This is a genomic window from Lacisediminihabitans sp. FW035 (assembly GCF_054880895.1).
The window spans coordinates 3,475,929-3,496,466 of sequence record NZ_CM142187.1 but is presented as its reverse complement, the minus strand read 5'-3'; the positions used below and the strand labels follow the sequence as shown (position 1 = coordinate 3,496,466).

Annotated in this window: 19 protein-coding genes; 12 read left to right on the top strand and 7 right to left on the bottom strand. The window is 67.2% G+C overall.

Features of this window, described 5'->3' with window-relative positions; translation table 11 throughout:
- Positions 1–8 precede the first annotated feature (8 nt).
- The 7 genes from ACVXZ4_RS16760 (at position 9) to ACVXZ4_RS16730 (ending at position 5,785) form a co-directional block, all read left to right on the top strand.
- A complete protein-coding gene (locus ACVXZ4_RS16760) occupies positions 9–488 on the top strand; it encodes a PH domain-containing protein (RefSeq protein WP_461795921.1) in 480 nt (159 codons plus the stop codon).
- The gene (locus ACVXZ4_RS16755) at positions 485–2,026 is read left to right on the top strand and encodes a PH domain-containing protein (protein ID WP_461795920.1); all 1,542 of its coding nucleotides are present in this window, start codon (positions 485–487) and stop codon (positions 2,024–2,026) included. The genes ACVXZ4_RS16760 and ACVXZ4_RS16755 overlap by 4 nt, the downstream gene beginning before the upstream one ends.
- Positions 2,023–2,763: a Rossmann-like and DUF2520 domain-containing protein gene (locus ACVXZ4_RS16750; protein WP_461795919.1), complete on the top strand. Its 741-nt coding sequence runs from the start codon at positions 2,023–2,025 to the stop codon at positions 2,761–2,763. Before ACVXZ4_RS16755 ends, ACVXZ4_RS16750 begins: the two co-directional genes overlap by 4 nt.
- Positions 2,764–2,806: 43 nt before the next feature.
- Entirely contained in the window at positions 2,807–3,670 is an 864-nt protein-coding gene (gene panC / locus ACVXZ4_RS16745) for a pantoate--beta-alanine ligase (RefSeq protein ID WP_461795918.1), read from the top strand.
- Positions 3,671–3,902: 232 nt separating this feature from the next.
- Positions 3,903–5,402 (top strand): lysine--tRNA ligase, encoded by a 1,500-nt coding sequence (lysS, locus tag ACVXZ4_RS16740; RefSeq protein ID WP_461795917.1) that lies wholly within the window; start codon positions 3,903–3,905, stop codon positions 5,400–5,402.
- A complete protein-coding gene (locus ACVXZ4_RS16735) occupies positions 5,399–5,536 on the top strand; it encodes a hypothetical protein (RefSeq protein ID WP_461795916.1) in 138 nt (45 codons plus the stop codon). Before lysS ends, ACVXZ4_RS16735 begins: the two co-directional genes overlap by 4 nt.
- A gap of 33 nt (positions 5,537–5,569) precedes the next feature.
- The gene (locus ACVXZ4_RS16730) at positions 5,570–5,785 is read left to right on the top strand and encodes a hypothetical protein (RefSeq protein WP_461795915.1); all 216 of its coding nucleotides are present in this window, start codon (positions 5,570–5,572) and stop codon (positions 5,783–5,785) included.
- Here ACVXZ4_RS16730 and ACVXZ4_RS16725 read toward each other — a convergent pair.
- The 6 genes from ACVXZ4_RS16725 to ACVXZ4_RS16700 all read right to left on the bottom strand — a co-directional run bounded on the left by ACVXZ4_RS16725 (position 5,769) and on the right by ACVXZ4_RS16700 (position 10,920).
- The gene (locus tag ACVXZ4_RS16725) at positions 5,769–6,761 is read right to left on the bottom strand and encodes a pirin family protein (RefSeq protein ID WP_461795914.1); all 993 of its coding nucleotides are present in this window, start codon (positions 6,759–6,761) and stop codon (positions 5,769–5,771) included. The two genes, ACVXZ4_RS16730 and ACVXZ4_RS16725, sit on opposite strands and share 17 nt — an antisense overlap.
- A gap of 134 nt (positions 6,762–6,895) precedes the next feature.
- Positions 6,896–8,560, bottom strand: coding sequence for an MDR family MFS transporter (locus tag ACVXZ4_RS16720; RefSeq protein WP_461795913.1), 1,665 nt, complete (start codon positions 8,558–8,560; stop codon positions 6,896–6,898).
- Positions 8,557–9,183 (bottom strand): TetR/AcrR family transcriptional regulator, encoded by a 627-nt coding sequence (locus ACVXZ4_RS16715; protein WP_461795912.1) that lies wholly within the window; start codon positions 9,181–9,183, stop codon positions 8,557–8,559. Before ACVXZ4_RS16715 ends, ACVXZ4_RS16720 begins: the two co-directional genes overlap by 4 nt.
- 170 nt (positions 9,184–9,353) lie before the next feature.
- A complete protein-coding gene (locus ACVXZ4_RS16710; RefSeq protein WP_461795911.1) occupies positions 9,354–9,566 on the bottom strand; it encodes a helix-turn-helix domain-containing protein in 213 nt (70 codons plus the stop codon).
- The gene (locus ACVXZ4_RS16705; RefSeq protein ID WP_461795910.1) at positions 9,566–10,291 is read right to left on the bottom strand and encodes a hypothetical protein; all 726 of its coding nucleotides are present in this window, start codon (positions 10,289–10,291) and stop codon (positions 9,566–9,568) included. The genes ACVXZ4_RS16710 and ACVXZ4_RS16705 overlap by 1 nt, the downstream gene beginning before the upstream one ends.
- On the bottom strand, positions 10,291–10,920 hold the full coding sequence (locus ACVXZ4_RS16700; protein ID WP_461795909.1) for a hypothetical protein: 630 nt from the start codon (positions 10,918–10,920) through the stop codon (positions 10,291–10,293). Before ACVXZ4_RS16700 ends, ACVXZ4_RS16705 begins: the two co-directional genes overlap by 1 nt.
- A 429-nt stretch (positions 10,921–11,349) precedes the next feature.
- Here ACVXZ4_RS16700 and ACVXZ4_RS16695 point away from each other — a divergent pair, with 429 nt between their 5' ends.
- The 5 genes from ACVXZ4_RS16695 (at position 11,350) to mmuM (ending at position 19,173) form a co-directional block, all read left to right on the top strand.
- Positions 11,350–13,836 (top strand): ATP-dependent Clp protease ATP-binding subunit, encoded by a 2,487-nt coding sequence (locus tag ACVXZ4_RS16695; protein WP_461795908.1) that lies wholly within the window; start codon positions 11,350–11,352, stop codon positions 13,834–13,836.
- A gap of 97 nt (positions 13,837–13,933) precedes the next feature.
- The gene (locus tag ACVXZ4_RS16690) at positions 13,934–14,434 is read left to right on the top strand and encodes an amino-acid N-acetyltransferase (RefSeq protein ID WP_461795907.1); all 501 of its coding nucleotides are present in this window, start codon (positions 13,934–13,936) and stop codon (positions 14,432–14,434) included.
- A gap of 381 nt (positions 14,435–14,815) precedes the next feature.
- Entirely contained in the window at positions 14,816–17,422 is a 2,607-nt protein-coding gene (locus tag ACVXZ4_RS16685) for an ExeM/NucH family extracellular endonuclease (RefSeq protein WP_461795906.1), read from the top strand.
- A gap of 100 nt (positions 17,423–17,522) precedes the next feature.
- Positions 17,523–18,140 carry a hypothetical protein gene (locus ACVXZ4_RS16680; RefSeq protein ID WP_461795905.1) on the top strand — a complete coding sequence of 206 codons (618 nt, stop codon included), beginning with the start codon at positions 17,523–17,525 and terminating at the stop codon, positions 18,138–18,140.
- A gap of 139 nt (positions 18,141–18,279) precedes the next feature.
- Entirely contained in the window at positions 18,280–19,173 is an 894-nt protein-coding gene (gene mmuM / locus ACVXZ4_RS16675) for a homocysteine S-methyltransferase (protein WP_461795904.1), read from the top strand.
- A gap of 2 nt (positions 19,174–19,175) precedes the next feature.
- Here mmuM and radA read toward each other — a convergent pair whose 3' ends face one another.
- Complete coding sequence (gene radA / locus ACVXZ4_RS16670; RefSeq protein ID WP_461795903.1) at positions 19,176–20,534, bottom strand: DNA repair protein RadA; 1,359 nt, start codon at positions 20,532–20,534, stop codon at positions 19,176–19,178.
- Positions 20,535–20,538: the final 4 nt, after the last annotated feature.

Sequence of the window (20,538 nt, the reverse complement as noted above, 5' to 3'; positions counted from 1 at the left end):
TGGGCAGCATGGAACGACTCGAACTGCCCGGCGTCACCTGGAGACGCGTCTCCCCCCGGCTCGTCTGGGTCGAGATAGCTGGAGGCGCCGGCTTCTTGGTGGTCGTGCTTGCCGCCGGCGTCGTGATGTTCCTGTTGCAGGTCTGGATCGTCGTCGCCGTGATCGCCGCCATCGCCGTGACCGCGATCGTCAATCTCGCGCTCACCCCTCGTCGTGTGCGGTCCATCGGCTACCAGCTGCGCGAGGACGACCTCTTGTTCCGCCGTGGCATCATGTGGCAGCGCTTCGTCGCAGTGCCCTACGGACGCATGCAACTGGTGGACATCAACCGGGGTCCGATCGCCCGCGGACTCGGACTGAGCGAGCTGAAGTTCGTGACCGCGGCGGCCGCGGCCGGCGTGACCATCCCCGGCCTCACCGAGGCGGAGGCGGAGCAACTGCGTGACCACCTCGTGTCGGTTGCGGAGAGCCGCCGGGCCGGGCTGTGAGCGAACCCGAGATCTCGGCTCCGGTTTCCGTGCCGACGGTCGTCGCGCGGCTCACCGATGGCGAATGGCACCGCCTGCACCCGGCGACGCCGCTGCTGAAAGGCGGCTTCGTGCTCATCGTGGTGCTCGGTTATGTCGTGAGCAACCTCCGCGAGCGCGTGCTCGGCCTGTTCCTCCCCCGGTTCGACGATGGCGGCGATCCGGTCGACTACGTGCTGAGCCATGGCATCATCCTTCAGGTGCTCGGAGGCGTCGCCCTGCTCCTCATCGTGTTGATCACCGGCTTTTACGTCTCCTGGCGCATGCACACGTTCCGCATCACCAGCGAGGTCGTCGAGGTGCGTTCGGGCATCCTGTTCCGCACCAATCGCAAGGCCAGGCTCGACCGCATCCAGGGCATCAACATCGTGCGTCCCTTCATCGCGCGCCTGTTCGGGGCCGCGAAACTCGAGATCAGCCAGGCCGGCCACGATGCGAACGTGCACCTCTCGTACCTCTCATCGGCGGCGGCAGACGACCTGCGCCGGGAGATCCTGCGCCGGGCATCCGGCACCCGCGCCGCCGAGCGGGCTGCAGTCGCCCCGGTCGGTACCCTGCTGGATCGCCGCGTGAACGAGCTGCTCGCGCCGGAACTGGACCCGGATGCCGCGCCGCCGGAGTCCGTGGTGAAGATCCATCTCGGCCGGCTCTTCGGGTCGATGCTGCTCGGCACCGGTACCGTGTTCGCGGTGCTCGTCGTGATCGGGGCCGCGATCTGGATCTCGGCGACCGGTCGCCTGTATGTGCTGTTCTTCGCCCTTCCAGGCATCATCGGATTCGGGGGGTACTACGCGCGCAGGTTCTCGCAGTCGCTGCGGTACACGATCGCCGGCACTCCGGATGGCGTCCGCGTCGGCTTCGGGCTCTTCTCCACGAGCAACGAGACCCTGCCGCCGGGGCGCATCCACTCGATCGAAGTGAGCCAGTCGCTGCTCTGGCGGCCGGCCGGCTGGTGGCAGATCCGGGTGAACAGGGCCAGCCACACCTCGAGCCGGGGTTCCGCGAACCAGGCGAACACCACGATCCTGCCAGTGGGGAACCTCGCGGACGTCACCGCCGTGCTGAAGCTCATGCTGCCGGAATTCATCGGTGAGGAGACCAGTGCCTTCATCGAGAGCGGCATGACATCCCGGGGTTCCGACGGCTTCACGAACTCACCACGGCGGGCGGCCTGGCTTCGCCCGTTCTCGTGGCGTCGCAATGGATTCGCGATCGTGCCCGGCTCGTTACTGCTCCGCAAGGGAGCGATCTGGCGGCGCCTCATCATCGTGCCCCAGCCGCGGCTGCAGAGTGTCGGATTGCACCAGGGGCCCTTGCTGCGGAGCCTGCGTCTCGCGTCGATCCACCTCCACACGGTGAACGGACCGATCACCGCGGATATCGGTGCCGTGGATCGAGACGCCGCGCTCGCCTTCTTCACCGAGGTCGCCGACGTGGCCGTTCGTGCCGGTCAGTCGGACACTTCTCACCGCTGGCGGGCCGGGGAGCTTCCCGCATGAGCTTCGACAGCCTGTCCGATCCCGATCTGCCGGCCTCCGATCGCGAGGAGGATGTTCGCCGCCGTTCCGGTCGGCTCGGGATCGGGATCGTCGGAGCCGGCCGGGTCGGCCCGGTTCTCGGAGCCGCGCTCGCCGGAGCCGGCCATGCCGTCGTCGGCATCTCCGCGATCTCGGAGTCCAGCCGGGAGCGCGCGGAGGCGATGCTGCACGGGGTGCCGATCCTCGACGTGCCGGCGATCATCGAACGAAGCGAGCTGGTGATCCTCGCCGTGCCTGCCGCGGAACTTCCCGCGCTCGTGGCCGGCCTGGCGTCCACCGGGGCCTGGCAGCCGGGGCAGCTCGTGCTGCACACCGCTGCCGAGTACGGCACCGCGGTGCTCGCTCCCGCCGTCGCGGCCGGCGTGATCCCGCTCGCCATCCATCCGGCCGTCTCCTTCACCGGCACGACCATCGATATCTCACAGCTCGTGGGCGCCTACTTCGCGGTGACCGCGCCGGCACCGGTGCAGCCCATCGGGCAGGCACTGGTGGTGGAGATGGGCGGGGAGCCGATCATCATCGCGGAGGAGGATCGTCCGGCCTACGCCGAGGCTATCGCCACGGCCACCAGCTTCTCGAGCGCCATCGTCGACCAGGCCACCACCCTGCTCGCCTCGATCGGCATCGAGGCTCCCGGAGCCGTGCTCGGTCCGCTCGTGCGCTCCTCCGTCGAGAACGCGCTTCGCCGCTCGCACTGACGGGTCCGCCGGCCACCGGCACGCGGGGCACTACCATCGAGGGATGCCCATCGCCGTAGCCGAGACCATTTCCGAGCTGCGCACGATCACCGGGCGGGCACGGGCCGAGGGCAAGCGGGTCGCACTCGTTCCCACGATGGGCGCTCTCCACGCTGGCCATCTCGCGTTGGTGCGCCGGGCCACCGAGATGGCGGATGTGGTGATCGTCTCGATCTTCGTCAATCCCCTGCAGTTCGGTCCGACCGAGGACATCGACCGCTACCCCCGCACCCTGCCCGAGGATCTCGCCCAGCTGGAGCCACTCGGCGTCAGTGCCGTCTTCGCGCCGACGGTGCTGGAGATGTACCCGACCGGCGCCAGCGACACCAGGGTCACCGCGGGGCGGGTCGGGTCGCTGTACGAGGGTCGAACCCGGGCCGGCCACTTCGACGGAGTGCTCACCGTCGTCTCCAAACTGCTCAACATCGCCCAGCCCGACGTCGTGTTGTTCGGCCAGAAGGATGCGCAGCAGGTCTTCCTCGTCAAGCGCATGATCGTCGACCTCGACCTGCCGATCGCGGTCGAGGTCGTGCCGACAGTCCGAGAGGACGACGGCCTCGCCCTCTCGAGCCGCAACCGATTCCTCGACGCGAAGGAGAGGCGGGCGGCGCGGGGGCTGTCCATCGCTCTCGAGGCTGCCGAGTCATCCGCCGACCGGGGCATCGACGCCGTACTCGCCGCGGCCCAGTCCGTGCTCATGGGGGAACACCTCGTGGAGTTGGACTACCTGGTGATCGTCGACCCCGAGACCTTCCTCCCGGTCGACGACGACCACCAGGGGCGGGCGATCGTGCTTGTCGCCGCCCGCGTGGGCACCACGCGCCTCATCGACAACGAGGCGATCTTCCTCGCAGGCATCCACTCCTGACGGGGCGCCCGTCGGCCCTCCGTTCGCGAACGGCCCTTTCCGGGCCATCACGGACTGCGCGGGCCGGCGGGCCGACCCGGTGTGTCCGCAATCGCCCGGAAATCGGATGCGGTCGGTGCTCACCAGCGCCGGAAGCGTCGAGCCGCCGCACCAACCCTGTCGTCACCGGCGCCCCGTCGCCCGAACGCCGCCGGTAAACTCGTCGAGCCGCAACCCTCAGGAGCCCACACGCATGACCGAGCAGACCCCGCCGCCAGAGCCGACCGAAGAAGAGCTCTCCGAGCAGACCGTGGTGCGCCTCGGCAAGCGTGAGCGGCTGATCTCCTCCGGTGCCGAGGCCTATCCCGTCGGGCTGCCGATCACCACGACGATCCCGGCGGTACGGGCCCAATATGAGGGCCTCGAGACGGATGCGGCCACCGGCGTCACCGTGGGCCTCGCCGGCCGCGTCGTGCACCTCCGCAACACGGGCAAGCTCTGCTTCGCGTCGCTGCAGTCCGGCGACGGATCCCGCGTCCAGGCCATGGTCTCGCTCGCCGAGGTGGGGGAGGAATCCCTCGCGGAGTGGAAGGATCTCGTCGATCTCGGCGACCATCTCTTCGTCTCCGGTGAAGTGATCTCCAGCCGCCGCGGCGAACTGAGCGTCCTCGTGAAAGAGTGGAAGATCGCCGCGAAGACGCTTCGTCCGCTGCCCAACCTCCACGTGGAGCTCAACGAGGAGACCCGCGTGCGAGCCCGGTACCTCGACCTGATCGCTCGAGAGGGTGCGCGCAAGATGGTGCGCGACCGCTCGGCATCCGTCGCCTCTCTGCGCAAGACCTTCGCCGACCACGGCTACATCGAGGTGGAGACCCCGATGCTGCAGACCATGCACGGCGGGGCATCCGCTCGGCCGTTCGTGACCCACAGCAACGCCTTCGACACCGAGCTGTTCCTGCGCATCGCGCCGGAGCTTTTCCTCAAGAGGGCGGTCGTCGGCGGTATCGAGCGGGTATTCGAGATCAACCGCAACTTTCGTAACGAGGGCGCCGACTCCACCCACTCGCCCGAATTTGCGATGGTGGAGGCCTACCAGGCCTACGGCGACTACAACCAGATGGCGGATCTCACCCAGGAGATGATCCAGAAGGCCGCGCTCGCCATCGGCGACAGCCTCGTCGTCACGCTGGCGGATGGCACGGACTACGACTTCGGCGGGGAGTGGGACCGCATCTCGATGCTCGACTCGCTGAACGCGGCATCCGGCTGGCAGATCACGGCGCACACTCCACTCGACGAGCTGCGGGGGTATGCCGACTCCGTGGGCGTCGAGGTCGGACAGCCGACACCCGGCAAGTACATCGAGGAACTGTGGGAGCACTTCGTGAAGCCCGGGCTCACGCGCCCGACCTTTGTGATGGACTTCCCGGTAGACACGTCCCCTCTCGTGCGCGATCACCGCACGCAACCCGGGCTGGTCGAGAAGTGGGACCTCTATGTGCGCGGCTTCGAGCTCGCCACGGGGTATTCCGAACTCGTCGACCCGGTGATCCAGCGTGAGCGGTTCGTCGAGCAGGCGAAGCTCGCCGCGGCCGGCGACCCAGAGGCAATGCGTCTCGACGAAGAGTTCCTGCGGGCGCTCGAGTACGGGATGCCGCCCTCCGGGGGCATGGGCATGGGTGTCGATCGCCTGCTGATGGCCCTTTCCGGACTCGGCGTGCGCGAGACCATCCTCTTCCCGTTGGTGAAATGATGACCGTCCCGCCGGTCGAGCCCAAGGATCCGAGGAAGCCCTCGGTCACCCGCATCTGGCTCTGGATCGGCGTCGCCGGCGTGGGGCTCTATTCGATCGTGCAGGGCGTCCTCGGCATCATGAGGCACGGCTGACATTCCCCCAGCCTCACGACGTATCCTGTTGACGTGATCGAAAACTTCTGGGCCAACGCGGCGTACTCGTTGATCCCGACGATCCTGCTCGGGCTGATCTTCTGGCTCGTCATGCGCTCGATCTTCCGGGCGGACCGCACCGAGCGCACGGTCTATGCCGAGATCGAGGCCGAGGAGCGTGCCCGCTTCGAGGCGGAGAACGCGGACGCGGCCAGTCCCGCCATTCGTTCGTCTACTCGCGAGCCCTGAGTCGCACGTTCGGCATCTCGGGCGCCGGCAGCGGCCGCCCGTCATAGCCGCGCACGGTGCCGAAACGACCCGCTTCGGTCGCGCCGCCCACGACATCCGCCTGCCAGTCCTGACGGAAGGCCACGATCTCCTCGTGGCTGCGCCCGATGAAGTTCCACCACATCACGATGCTCTCGCCCAACGGCTCGCCGCCGATCAGCAGCAGGCGCACCGGTGCGTCCCCGGCTTCGAGGCGCAGGATGTCGCGGCCAAGTCCCGCGACACCGAGATGTGACGGCGGCACGACCTCGCCGTCGAGGAGGAGGCTGCCCGCATCCACCAGCACTCCGTGCTCGAACCGCGGATCGACGGGCAGATCGATGGATGCCCCGGCCGGCAGGTCCACTTGCGCACCGACCAGCGCGCTGAAGACAGCCGCGGAAGAGCGCTGCCCCACGAGCGAGCCGATGAAGACCCTCACAGTGGCGGCCCCGAAATCGGCGGCGACGGGCACGAAGTGCTCGAAGAACGGCGAGCGGTGCCGCGACGCGTCGGGCAGGGCGATCCACAGTTGGGCTCCGTGCAGGAGGGCGGTGGACGCCGTGGACACCTCGGAGTGCGCGATGCCCCGCCCCGCCGTCATGAGATTGAGCTCACCCGGGCGCACGAGCGCGTGGCTCCCCACACTGTCGCGGTGGTCGATGTCGCCGTTGCCGGGCACCCCAGCGAACAGCCAGCTCACGGTCTGCAGGCCGGTATGCGGATGCGGCGGCACGACCATCCCGCCTCGGTGGGCCACCACATCCGGACCATAGTGGTCGACGAAACACCAGGCGCCGATGAGCGACTTGCGCCGCTGGGGGAGCGTGCGCCGCACGATCATCGCGCGGGGGCCGCCGAGGGGAACGTCACGCGGCTCGAGGATCTCGATGCCTCTGGATGAGAGGGGTGCCGGATCCTCGAGCAGCTCCGCCGGGTGCTTCTCGAGGTTGCTCATGCCGAAATGCTACGCGGGTCAGTTCCCGGGCCCCACGCAAACCACCTCCCGTTTTTCCGACCACCTCCCTGTCGAAACAGGGTGGTGGTGAGAAAAACGGGAGGTGGTGAGGGGGAGGCGCTCGCGAGGTCGAGCTACGCGGGTAACGCCGCCGAGCCGACTGTCGCCGCCGAGCCGACTGACGCCCCCGAGCCGACTGACGCCGCCGTGTTGGCCAGCACCGGCACGCGCACCGTAGTGGTGTCTGACGCGACCTCCGGGATCGTCGAGTCTGAGGCATCCGGAGCGCCGCGGTCGATCGTCGTGGCCAGCGGTTTCTCCTGCACGAAGGCCAGGAGCACGGCCGCGACCAGCACGAGCGGCACCAGGTAGAGGAAGATCGGCGCGAGAGACTCGTTGTAGGCGCCCACGATGATGTCGCGGATGCCCTGAGGCAGTGCGTTCACCACCGCGGGGGTGAGCGAGTTGGATCCCGCGCCGCCGGTGGACCCGGCCGGGAGATTCTCGGCAAGGCTCGCCGTGAGGCGGGAGACGAACAGGCTCCCCACGACGGCCGACCCGAGGGACGATCCGATCTGGCGGAAGAAGTTGTTCGACGCCGTCGCGGTGCCGACCTGCGAGACGGGGAACGAGTTCTGCACTACCAGGATCAGGATCTGCATGCTCATGCCGAGCCCGAGTCCCATGATCGCGAGGTAGACGCAGATGATCCAGACGGCGGTGGTGGCCAGCAGGGTCGAGAGCAGCGTGAGCCCCACGGCGACCAGCACGGTTCCGATGATCGGGATCGCCTTGTAGCGACCGGTCTTCGACACGATCTGGCCCGAGACGATGGATGACAGGAGCAGCGCGCCCATCATCGGGATCATCAGGAACCCGGCCTGCGTGGCGCCGACGCCGGTCACCATCTGCAGGTAGGTGGGCATGTAGGCGAGGGCTCCGAACATCGCGACACCGGTGATAAGGCCGGCCGCGGTGGTCAGGTTGAAGTTGCGGTTCTTGAACAGGTGCAGCGGGATCACCGGCTCAGCGGCCCGGCGCTCGATCAGCACGAAGGCCACGGCCGCGACCACTGTGCCGGCGATGAGGCCGATGATGATGGGCGAGTTCCAGTCGTAGGTGTTGCCGCCCCAGGTGGTGAAAAGCACGAGGCAGGTGGCCGCGAGGGCGAGTACCGTCATGCCGGCGTAGTCGACCTTCGGGTTGCGGGTGGTGCCCTTTGGCAGCTTGAGGAAGAAGACGGCCGAAGCGATGGCGATGATGCCGAGCGGGATGTTCATCCAGAACGCCCAGCGCCAGCCGGGTCCGTCGGTGAAGAATCCGCCGAGCAGGGGGCCGGCGACCGAGGAGACGGCGAAGACCGCACCCATGATGCCGGAGTACTTGCCGCGCTCGCGAGCCGGTACGACATCGGCGATGATCGCCTGGGCGAGGATCATGAGGCCACCGCCGCCGAGGCCCTGGATAGCGCGGCCCACGATGAGGGCGGTCATCGAGTCGGCGAGGCCACCGACGACCGATCCGACGAGAAAGAGCCCGATCGCGATGATGAAGAGCGACTTGCGCCCGATCAGGTCGCCGAGCTTTCCGTAGACCGGCATCACGATGGTGGAGGCGAGGATGTAGGCCGTCGTCACCCAGAGCATGTGGCTCACGCCGTCGAGCTGGCCGACGATCGTCGGAAGCGCGGTGGAGAAGATGGTCTGGTCGAGCGATGCCAGAAGCATCGCGACCATGAGGCCGGCGAATACCAGCAGCACGTTGCGTTTGGCGGTCGGGGTGACCGTGGTGGTTGTCATGAAACTCTCTCCATTACTGTGCGGAGCAGGTCGACTGCCCGGGTGTAGTTCTCGCGCGGGTCACCCGAGGTGCCGCGCGGCCATTTCTTCATCGCGACCCGCATGGCCGAGAGGCAGACGCTGAGCAGGATCTGCGCGGCCTCCTGCCGTTCCTCTGGCGTGTAGCTCGCGAAGTTCGGTTCCGTGCTGAGCCACTCGCCGACGACAAGACCGAGACGGTCTTCCATGGCGCTCACCCGCATGATCTGGCGGGTGAGAAGCTGCGGATACTTCTCGAGCACCATCCGGCGAAGGTCGCGGCTGTCGTCGATGGTCGAATCCGCCACCACCGAATAGACGAGGGATGCCACGTCGTGCAGCACGTCGTCGGAGCGGTGGTTCGACAGGTGCTCGATCGCCTCTTCGCTGACTTCGCCGGAATCGATGCCGAGCACGGCATCCTCCTTCGACGCGAAGTAGTTGAAGAAGGTGCGGGACGACACGTTGGCACGGTCGCTGATGGCATCGACCGTGGCGTGCTCGAGCCCGATTTCGAGAGCGAGCTCAGCTGCGGCCGCGTAGATCGTGCGGAAGGTCGCGGCGCGCTTGCGCTCGCGGATCCCGACCTCGACAATTTCGTTCATGAATGCATTCTTGCACACTCTGCAAAACAGCGCAAACTGCAAAATTGCGGGGGTGCAGCCTGCGAGCGCGTCCGAAAATGCAGGAGATTCACCACCGGTGGGGCCCAACGCCGCGAAACACATCACATTGTGGCGAATCTCCTGCGTTTTCGTGAGCGCGCGAGGAACGGCTAGGCGACGACGAGCAACTCCCCGACCTCGCATTCCAGCGCGCCACAGATGGCCGAGAGCGTGGAGAAGCGGATGGCACGCGCCCGGTCGTTCTTCAGCACGCTCAGGTTGACGATGCTGAGGCCCACCAGCTCGCTGAGTCTTGTGAGCGTCATCCCCCGCTCCGCGAGGAGTTCGTCGAGACGGCAGTGGATCCCGGTCTCCTCCTCCACTAGATCAGCCCCTCTGTGTCGCGCTGCAGCGCAAGCTTCTGCTGACGCAGCCGCGCGGCATCGGCCTGAAGGGTCTCGCCGTAGCGGAACGCGATCCCGATGGCAACGATCGCGAGGGCGGCGCCGAGCGGCCAGAAATCGATCGAGAGGCCCTGGGCGGGAAGCGGCCAGCCGATCTCATTCCCGCTGCCCGGTACAACGTACTTGTCGTCGATCGTCCAGCCGGTGACGGTGAGCGCCGTCGCAGAAACTATGAGGCCACCGATGCCGCTGCAGACCTGCCAGAGAATGCCGCCGACACCGATCGCCGCGGCGGTGCCGAAGGCGGTCTTCGACAGGACTCGACCGAAGGGATCGCCGCGAAGCAGGCGCGCGGCCAGCACCGCGACCGCGACCCCGATCGCCACGACCATCGTGCCCTGGAACAGCTCGGCGGCGGCGAGCCAGATCCTCGCATCAAGGCCGAGTCCGGTGAGGCTGACATCGGCTACCTCGAAGCCGCCCCCGGCAACCTGCACCACTGGCGCGGGGTCCAGCTTCACCGAGGGCGTGAGCGCCGGCCAGAACACCTGCACCGGCATGGCGGTCTCGACGGTGGGGGCCAAGAGGTCGAATCCTGCGGCAAGAAGGGTGAAGACGGTGCCCACTACCGCCTCGATCACCGCAATCCAGTAGATGACGCGAAGGAGCGATGGCTTGCGCGGAGCGAATGGGTCCCGGGCCATCAGACGAGTCCCTCGACGTCGCGCTGCAAGCGCTCGCCGTATCCGAAGGCGAGCCCGACGAGCAGCAGGCAGACGCCGATGCCGAGCGGCGTGCCATCCACGGTGCCGATGATCGGCCAGAATCCGCGCACCCCGTTCAACTGGTCGGCGGCCATCCAGGCAGCGAGCAATCCGAGACCTCCGTAGAGCAGCCCGCCGATCAGCAGAATCGCACCCGAGATCGCCACGATGAGGCTCAGCGACCGCCGGAACGCTCGCCCGCGAAGCAGCCGCCAGGCGAGCAGTGCGATGGATGCCGCGATCGCGGCCTGGGTGAGCACGCCGGCGACGCGCGCAATCGTGGCGAGCGCGACGGTGCCCGAGTCGAGGCCGGAGACCACCACCGACGCCGAGTCATAGCCGCCGCTCACGATGGATGCGGATCCGCGATCCGCCGCTGCGGGCAGGGTGTGGTCGAGCGCAAGGGTCAGCGGCGTCGTGCCTGAGGCGAGCGACGAGATGACGGCGCCCAATCCGAAGACGAGGGTGAACAGCCCCGCGGCGACGGCGAGGGCGAGGAAGATCCACACGGTGACGCGGCTTGCGGCCACGAGTGCGCCCTTCCCGGCGAGTTGGTCGGTCTGCGACATGATGCTCTCCTAACGACAATCGATAACAACGATAAACGTTAACTTAGAGGGGAATTGGATCTGTCGTCAAGCCGTCGAGTCGCTATTTTCGAGAGGGGGCGGAGTTTGCATATTCCTCCGCGATCCCGGAAACTCCTCGGGCGCGTCACGCGACGGCGGTTCCGAAAACGCAGGAGATTCGCCACCAAACGCCACGGAATGCCGCGAGGAGGGCACGTTCGTGGCGGATGTCCTGCGTTTTGGGAGCCGCCCGGGGGAGCGCCCGCAGAACCGCCGCGGGAAACACCGCCGGAAGGCGCTACGACGGCCGCCAGGAGTGGCACTCAGGATGCCGTCACGCCTTGGGCGAACACAGGCAGTAAACGCAGGGTCTGCTGGTTACTCTCTCTATAACGGCGCCACACCTGCATCGGTGCCAGAGGAGCAAACATGTTCGAACGATTTACCGACCGAGCCCGCCGGGTGGTCGTCTTGGCGCAAGAAGAAGCCAAGATGCTCAACCACAACTACATCGGCACCGAGCACATCCTGCTTGGTCTCATCCATGAGGGTGAGGGCGTCGCAGCCAAGGCGCTCGAGTCGCTCAACATCTCGCTGGACGCCGTGCGCGAGCAAGTCCAGGACATCATCGGCCAGGGTCAGCAGCAGCCGACCGGCCACATCCCCTTCACGCCCCGTGCGAAGAAGGTTCTCGAGCTGAGCCTGCGCGAGGCGCTGCAGCTCGGCCACAACTACATCGGCACCGAGCACATCCTGCTCGGCCTCATCCGCGAGGGTGAGGGTGTCGCAGCCCAGGTGCTCGTGAAGCTCGGCGCCGACCTCAACCGCGTGCGCCAGCAGGTCATCCAGCTGCTCAGCGGTTACCAGGGCAAGGAGCAGGTCGCCGTCGGCGGCGAGACCCAGGCCGCGGCTCAGGGTGGAAGCCAGATCCTCGACCAGTTCGGACGCAACCTCACGCAGGCGGCGCGCGACGGCAAGCTCGACCCGGTCATCGGGCGCGAGAAGGAGATGGAGCGGGTCATGCAGATCCTGTCCCGTCGCTCCAAGAACAACCCCGTGCTGATCGGTGAGCCGGGCGTCGGCAAGACCGCCGTCGTCGAAGGTCTCGCCCAGGCGATCGTTCGCGGCGACGTGCCGGAGACGCTGAAGGACAAGCAGCTCTACACACTCGACCTCGGATCGCTCATTGCCGGAAGCCGCTACCGCGGTGACTTCGAGGAGCGCCTGAAGAAGGTCACCAAGGAGATCCGCACCCGCGGCGACATCATCACGTTCATCGATGAGATCCACACGCTCGTCGGGGCCGGTGCAGCCGAAGGCGCGATCGACGCCGCATCCATCCTCAAGCCGTTGCTCGCGCGCGGTGAGCTCCAGACCATCGGGGCCACCACGATCGACGAGTACCGCAAGCACTTCGAGAAGGATGCCGCGCTCGAGCGTCGTTTCCAGCCCGTGCAGGTGCACGAGCCTTCCTTGGCCCACACCATCAACATCCTCAAGGGACTCCGCGACAAGTACGAGTCGTTCCACAAGGTCTCCATCACGGATGGCGCAATCGTCGCCGCCGCGAACCTGGCCGACCGCTACGTGGCCGACCGTTTCCTCCCCGACAAGGCGATCGACCTGATCGACGAGGCCGGCGCACGCCTGCGCCTCTCGATCCTCTCGGCTCCGCCGGAGCTGCGCGAGTTCGACGACAAGATCGCCGAGGTCCGTGGCTTCAAGGAAGGCGCGATCGAGGACCAGGACTTCGAGAAGGCCGCTTCGCTTCGTGACGAAGAGAAGAAGCTGCTCGGAGAGCGCCTGCGTCTCGAGAAGCAGTGGAAGAGCGGAGAGGCCGGCTCGACCGGCACCGTGGACGAAGGCGTGATCGCCGAAGTGCTCGCCGCCGCCACCGGCATCCCGGTGTTCAAGCTCACGGAGGAGGAGACCAGCCGTCTCGTCTTCATGGAGAAGGCTCTCCACCAGCGCGTCATCGGCCAGGAGGAGGCCATCTCGGCCCTGTCCAAGACCATCCGACGCACCCGTGCAGGCCTCAAGGACCCGAAGCGCCCGAGCGGTTCGTTCATCTTCGCCGGCCCGACCGGTGTCGGTAAGACGGAGCTCGCGAAGGCTCTTGCCGAGTTCCTCTTCGACGACGAGAACGCTCTGATCTCCCTCGACATGTCCGAGTACGGCGAGAAGCACACTGTTTCGCGGCTGTTCGGTGCCCCTCCCGGGTTCGTCGGCTTCGAAGAGGGCGGCCAGCTCACCGAGAAGGTGCGCCGCAAGCCGTTCTCCGTCGTGCTGTTCGACGAGATCGAGAAGGCTCACCCCGACATCTTCAACTCGCTCCTCCAGATCCTGGAAGAGGGACGCCTGACAGATGGCCAGGGTCGCGTCGTCGACTTCAAGAACACCGTGATCATCATGACCACCAACCTCGGTACGAAGGACATCTCGGGCACGCCGCTCGGATTCACCTCCTCTACAGACACCGCGACCGGTTACGACCGGATGCGTGGAAAGGTCGTGGAGGAGCTGAAGAAGAACTTCAAGCCGGAGTTCCTCAACCGTGTCGACGAGACGATCGTCTTCCCGCAGCTCAGCAAGGACGAGCTGCTGCAGATCGTGGACCTGTTCATCAAGCGTCTCTCCGACCGCCTGCTGGACCGCGACATGACCGTAGCGATCTCCGTCCCTGCCAAGGAGCACCTGATCAAGGTCGGGTTCGATCCCTCGCTCGGAGCGCGGCCGTTGCGCCGTGCCATCCAGCACGAGGTCGAGGACCAGCTCTCGGAGCGCATCCTCACCGGTGACCTGAACGCGGGTGACCACGTGCACGTCGACTACATCAACGACGAGTTCGTCTTCACGACCGGGCGCCAGCCGGGTCGCGAGTCGCTCGAAGCGGAGATCGCGGCGCTGGAAGCGTAAGCACGTTGGCAGCGTAAGCACGCTGGAGTCCTCAGCACTACGAACGAATGAGCCTGTCGAGATCTCGACAGGCTCATTCGGCGTTTAAACTCGTCGGATGACCTTTTCCGTGCGCGCAGCCCGCACCAGTGACGTGCCGTTCATCCAGGCGCTCGTCGAACCGCTCGTGCAGCGCCGCATCCTGCTCGGCAAGGACTCCGTCGTCTTCTACGAGGCGATCCAGGAGTTCCGCATCGCTGAAGACGAAGCGGGCAACGTCATCGGCTGTGGCGCCCTGCACGTGATCTGGCAGGACCTCGCCGAGGTGCGCACTCTGGCCGTCATCGACGAATGGCTGCACCGCGGTGTCGGCCACGCCCTCATGGAACAGCTGGAGGCGGATGCCCGCGACCTGGGTCTCAGCCGCCTGTTCTGCCTCACGTTCGAGGTGCCCTTCTTCACGCGCCACGGCTTCGAGCCGATGACGGAGGAGCCGATCGATCCGGCCGTGTACCTCGAGCTGGTGCGGTCGCCCGACGAGGGTGTCGCGGAATTCCTCGATCTCGCCCGGGTGAAGCCGAACACGCTCGGCAATACACGGATGATCAAGCGGATCTAGGGTCCGCACCCAGCCCCGGCGGTTTTTCGGCTTGCTGCTCTCGCGACCGGTCCGCCGTGTTCGCGGATCAGGAGTCACGACGGATCTGCGGCGTGTCCCGGCGCGACACGCCGACCCGATCCCGAAACTCCTGATCCGCGAACGGGGTTAGGCCGGCAGAAGGCGCCCAGCGGGACTTTCGCGTGACGGAGCAGCCGAAGCCCGGTTTCCGCATGCCGCAGACAGTACGTTCCGGACCACACAGGTCTACCCCCGAACGAGGGTCGTCACTTAGTCTTTACCGAGCGTTCGCTTTCACGCCCCCTTCCGGTCACCCGAGGACCGTTGGCTGGGATCCGCGTGCGCTGATCACGCAGCTGTGTTCACTCGGGGAGGGCAATGATGACCGCAACACCAGGATTCGTTCGACGGATCGGTATCGGATTCCTGGCGGTGACCGCCCTCGTGTTCACACCGCTCTCGGCGCTTCCGAGCCAGGCGAACACCGCCGGCACCGGTGTCGTCATCAACGAGGTCTATCTCAGCGGCGGCAGCGCCGGGGCGGCATACACTAACAAGTTCATCGAGCTCTACAACCCCGGACCCACCGCCGTGAGCCTGGCCGGATGGTCGTTGCAGTACCGTCCCGCTACCAGCACTGGTGGGGCATCCGGTCTGGTCGCGCTGTCGGGATCGATCGCGCCGGCCGGCTACTTCCTCGTGCAGGGCGGCAGCAACGGGGCGAACGGCGCACCGCTGCCGACACCGGACCTGGTGGGCACGCTCAATCCGAGCGGCTCGGCTGGCACGATCATCCTGTCCAACACGGCCTCCGCCCTCACGCTGCCCGCCGGGTCGATCACCGGCAACCCGGCCGTCGTCGACCTGCTCGGCTACGGCACCTCCAACACCTTCGAAGCCGCGGATGCCCCGGCTCCGGCCGGCAACACCGACGTGAAGTCGCTCACCCGCACGGCATTCGCCGACACCGACAGCAACGCCGGCGACTTCACCCTCAGCTCGACGATCACCCCGAAGGCCGGCGGGCCGACCGACCCGGGTGGCCCGGTCGATCCGCCCGTTGCGCTGTCGATCGCCGAGATTCAGGGCTCGACGGATGTCAGCCCCCAGGTCGGCAAGACCGTCGAGACCACCGGTGTCGTCACCGCCGCCTACCCCACAGGCGGGTTCAACGGGTTCTACCTGCAGACCGCGGGAACCGGGGGAGCACTCGACCTCGCCACACACACCGCCTCGGACGGCATCTTCGTCTATTCCCCGAGCACGGTCGCCAGTGTGGCGATCGGTGACCACGTGAAGGTCACCGGGGCGGTCAGCGAGTTCAGCCACCTCACCGAGCTCACCGTGGCATCCGCCGCCGGGCTCACCGAACTCGACAAGACCGGTGTCGTTGCGCCCGCGCCGGCGACTGTCGGCTTCCCGTCGACCGATGCCCAGCGTGAGTCCCTCGAGGGGATGCTGGTGGCGCCCCAGGGCGCCTACACCGTGACAGACAACTACTCGACGAACCAGTACGGCGAGATCGAGCTGGCGCATGACACGAGCGCCCTGCTGCAGCCCACCGCCGTCGCGCCTGTCGGCACGCCCGGCTACCAGGCCGTGATCGCCAAGAATGCGGCCGTCCGCGTCACTCTCGATGACGGAGCGAGCACCAACTTCCTCTCGGCGGCGAACACCGGCAAGCCGCTGCCGTGGCTGAGCTTGGCCACCCCCCTGCGGATCGGGGCGCCGGTCAGCTTCACGCGCCCGGTGATCCTCGAGTTCCGCAACAGCCTGTGGAAGCTGCAGCCGACCACCGAGCTCACCCCCGCCGATGCGGCGACGGTGCAGCCGGCGACCTTCGGCAACACCCGCACTACCGCGCCGAAGAAGGTGGGCGGCACCGTCAAGGTCGCCACATTCAACGTGCTCAACTACTTCCCGACCACGGGCGAGGAGCGCACGGGCTGCACTTACTACACCGACCGTGAGGGCGTGCCGACCACTGTCAACAACAGCGACGATCCGGGATGCGGCGTGCGCGGCGCGGCCAACGAGGCCAGCTTTCAGCGCCAGCAGGCCAAGATCGTGACCGCGATCGGCGCACTCGGCGCCGACGTCGTTTCGCTCGAGGAGATCGAGAACTCGGCGAAGCTCGGCCAGGACCGGGATGCCGCAGTGGCGACTCTTGTGACGGCGCTGAACGCGAAGGGCAAGATCTGGGACTACGTTCGCTCGCCCGCGACGGTGCCCGCGGCGGCCGATGAGGACGTCATTCGCACCGCGTTCATCTACCGCACGGCCACGGCCAAGCCGGTCGGCGCATCCACCATCCTGATCGGGTCGCCGGCGTTCACCAATGCGCGTGAGCCGCTCGCGCAGGCCTTCCAGCCGGTGCGGGGCAAGAAGGGGTCTACCTTCCTGGTGATCGCCAACCACTTCAAGTCGAAGAGCTCCGGCGCCACAACCGGGGACAACGTGGATGTGGGCCAGGGCGCCTACAACGGGGATCGCACCCGGCAGGCCAAGGCTCTGCTCGCCTTCGCCGACCAGCAGAAGGTGGCAGCGAAGACGGACAAGGTGCTGCTCGTCGGTGATTTCAACTCCTACGAGCAGGAGGATCCGATCCTCACGATCGCGGCCGCCGGGTACGTCGATCAGGTGCCGAAGACCGGGAAGCAGACGTATGCCTTCGACGGCATGGTCGGCTCTCTCGACCACGTCTTCGCCTCTACCGCAGCCGATCGCAGCGTGGCGGGGGCGGATGTCTGGAACATCAACTCCGTCGAGTCCGTCGGCCTGGAATACAGCCGGTTCAACGCCAACGTGACGAACCTGTACGAGGTGAGCCCCTACCGTTCGAGCGACCACGATCCGGTCATCCTCGGATTGGACCTTCCGATCAAGGGCGGCCACCATGGCGGCGGCGGCGGACACAGCGGCGGCGGACACAGCGGCGGGGGACATGGTGGCGGAGGTCACGGTGGGTGCGGTCATCGCGCCTTCTAATCGGAGACGCCACGGATGCCCGGCGCGCCGCCTCCGGCGGGCCGGGCACACACCCCCGCAAATGCCGGGCAAACGACTGCACGCTGGCTACCCTTAGGCCATGTCGACGTTTCGAACCCCTGTCGGCCCGCAGCCACCGAAGGTCTACTGGCGCCGCCGCTTGATTCTCGGTCTCGGCGCGCTCGCAGTGATCGTGATCATCATCCTGATCATCGTGCGTCCGGGATCGGGCAGCCCCAGTCCGGCGAACACGACGAAGCCGGGCGCGTCGCCGTCCGTGACGCCGAGCGCCGCAGCATCCACCCCCGCGGCAGGGGCGGCCTGCGTGCCGGCCAGGATCAAGCTCGTGGCCGTGACGGACAAGACGACCTATGCCGCCACGGAGCAGCCGCAGATCAGCATGTCCATCACGAACACCGGTTCGGCCGACTGCACGATCAACCTCGGCTCGACGCAGCAGGAGCTCATCATCACAAGCGGCTCCGAGACGATCTGGGATTCCAAGGACTGCCAGACGGCACCCGTCGACACCCCTGTCACCTTGAAGCCCGGGGTCGCGGTGACGACACCGGCCATCCCGTGGGACCGTACCCGCTCATCGAAGACCACCTGCGACGCCAGCCGCCCGCCGGTGACTGCTGGCGGTGCGAGCTATCACCTCGGCGTCAAGGTCGGGGCGCTCACCTCCAAGGCGACGGTGCAGTTCCTGCTCAACTGATTACGGTTCCGGCCGACTCCTCGGCAACCGTGCGTCCGTTTGTCAGCCATGCTGCCGAACTTTCGGGCGCATGGCTGACAGACGCACGCACGGTCGGTTGCGGCAGGCGCGCGCACCGTGCGACTCCTAGGCTGGACGGATGACGTCCCTGGCTGCTGCCCTCGCTTTCGGGGGCGTGTTGCTCGACGGCGGACTCGGCACTCTGCTCGAGGCGCGCGGGCACGACCTCTCGTCAAAACTGTGGTCTGCGCGGCTGCTGCTCGAGCGTCCGGAGGCGATCCTCGACGCGCACCGCGAGTATTTCCGAGTGGGAGCGGATGTCGCCATCTCGGCGTCATACCAGGTGAGCTATGAGGCACTCGCCGCAGCCGGACTCGACGTCGGTGCGGTGGACGCGCTGCTGCGCCTCAGCGTGTCGCTGGCGGCCGAGGCTCGCGACGAGAACCGTCCGGGAGGCTGGATCGCGGCATCCGTCGGTCCCTTCGGCGCTGCCCGCGCGGACGGGTCCGAGTATCGCGGCGACTATGGGCTCACCGTGGCGGAGTTGCGCGACTGGCATCGCCGGCGGTTGGAGATACTGATCGATACCGAAGCCGACGTGCTCGCGGTCGAGACCATCCCGTCGCTCGCCGAGATCGAGGCGATCGTTCGCGAGATCGACGGCACCGGGATGCCTGCGTGGATCTCCGTCACCTCGGCGGACGGCCTGCTTCGCTCCGGCGAGTCCCTCGAGCGTGCATTCGAGATCGCCTCCGACATCGATGAGGTGATCGCCGTGGGCATCAACTGCACCCACCCGCGCGACATCGCTGCAGCGATCGAAGCGGCACGGGAGGCGACATCGGCCCCGGTGATCGTGTATCCCAACTCGGGTGAGACGTGGGACGCGGACGGGCGTCGCTGGGTGGGCGAGCCCGGGCTCTCCGGCGCCCTGGTACAGGAGTGGATCGCGCTCGGAGTCGCTGGTGTCGGCGGATGCTGCCGCATCGGCCCGGAGCAGATCGCGTCCCTCGCCGGCTGGGCGGCAGACTAGCCTCAGAACGCCGGAACGTCCGACTGCTGCGTGCCCGCCAGTGCGAAGGCCTTGCGCATTGCTTCGCGCAGCAGTCCGTGTTCGGCATCGATGACCGTGGTGTACCCCAGTCGACGGGCCTCGGCCACGCGCTGTTTCGCCTGGGACACCGGGCGGATCTCGCCGGCGAGGCTGATCTCCCCGACGGCGGCGAGCGAGGCGGGGAGCGCGATGTCGCTGTTCGCGCTTGCGATGGCCAGGGCGATCGCGAGATCCGCTCCCGGCTCGGTGAGTCTGATTCCGCCCACCGTCGATACGTAGACGTCGCATTCGCTGAGCTTGAGACCGGCGCGTCGTTCGAGCACAGCCAGCAGCATCGCCACCCGCGAGGAGTCGACCCCGTTGGTGACCCTGCGGGGGTTGGGCGCGCTGGTCTTCACGATCAGTGCCTGCACCTCCACCGGTAGGGCGCGGCGCCCCTCGACGGCCACGGTCACGCAGGTGCCGCTCACGGCTACTTTGCCGCGTGAGAGGAACAGTCCGCTCGGGTCGGCGACCTCGGAGATGCCGTCGCCGGTCATCTCGAAGCAGCCCACCTCATCCGTCGGTCCGAAGCGGTTCTTGTGGGCGCGGATGAAGCGCAGTGAGGTCTGCCGGTCGCCCTCGAACTGGCACACGACATCCACCAGGTGCTCGAGCAGTCGTGGGCCGGCGATCGAGCCGTCCTTGGTCACGTGACCGACGAGCAGCACCGGGAGGTTGCGGTCTTTCGACACGCGGATGAGGGTGGATGCCACCTCCCGCACCTGCGACGGACCACCGGCCAGCCCGTCCACCAGCGACGACGACACCGTCTGCACCGAGTCGACGATGAGCAGGTCGGGCTTCACCTGGTCGATCTGGCCGAGCACGGTGGCGAGATCCACTTCTGCTGCGAGGAAGAGCAGCGGCTGAAGTGCGCCGGTGCGCTGGGCGCGCAGACGCACCTGGCTCACGGATTCCTCGGCGGTCACGTAGAGCACGCGCATGCCGTTGGCTGCGGCTTTCGACGCCACCTCGAGCAACAGCGTCGACTTGCCGACGCCCGGCTCGCCGCTCAGCAGGATGGTGGCGCCGGGCACGATACCGCCTCCAAGCACCCGGTCGAATTCGGCGATGCCACTTGGCCAGTGGGCCACTTCGTCGGCGCTGATCGCGACTATCGACTTCGCGGTGCGGTCCTCGCTGAGGGTGACGGCGCGCAGGCCCCGGCCGAGGGGTGAGGTCGAGTCCGCGGCATCCGCGATGGTGCCCCAGGCCTGGCATTCGGCGCAGCGGCCGGCCCATTTCGGGGTGGTCCAGCCGCACTCCGTGCAGCGGAAATTCGACTGGACTCTTGCCATGCTC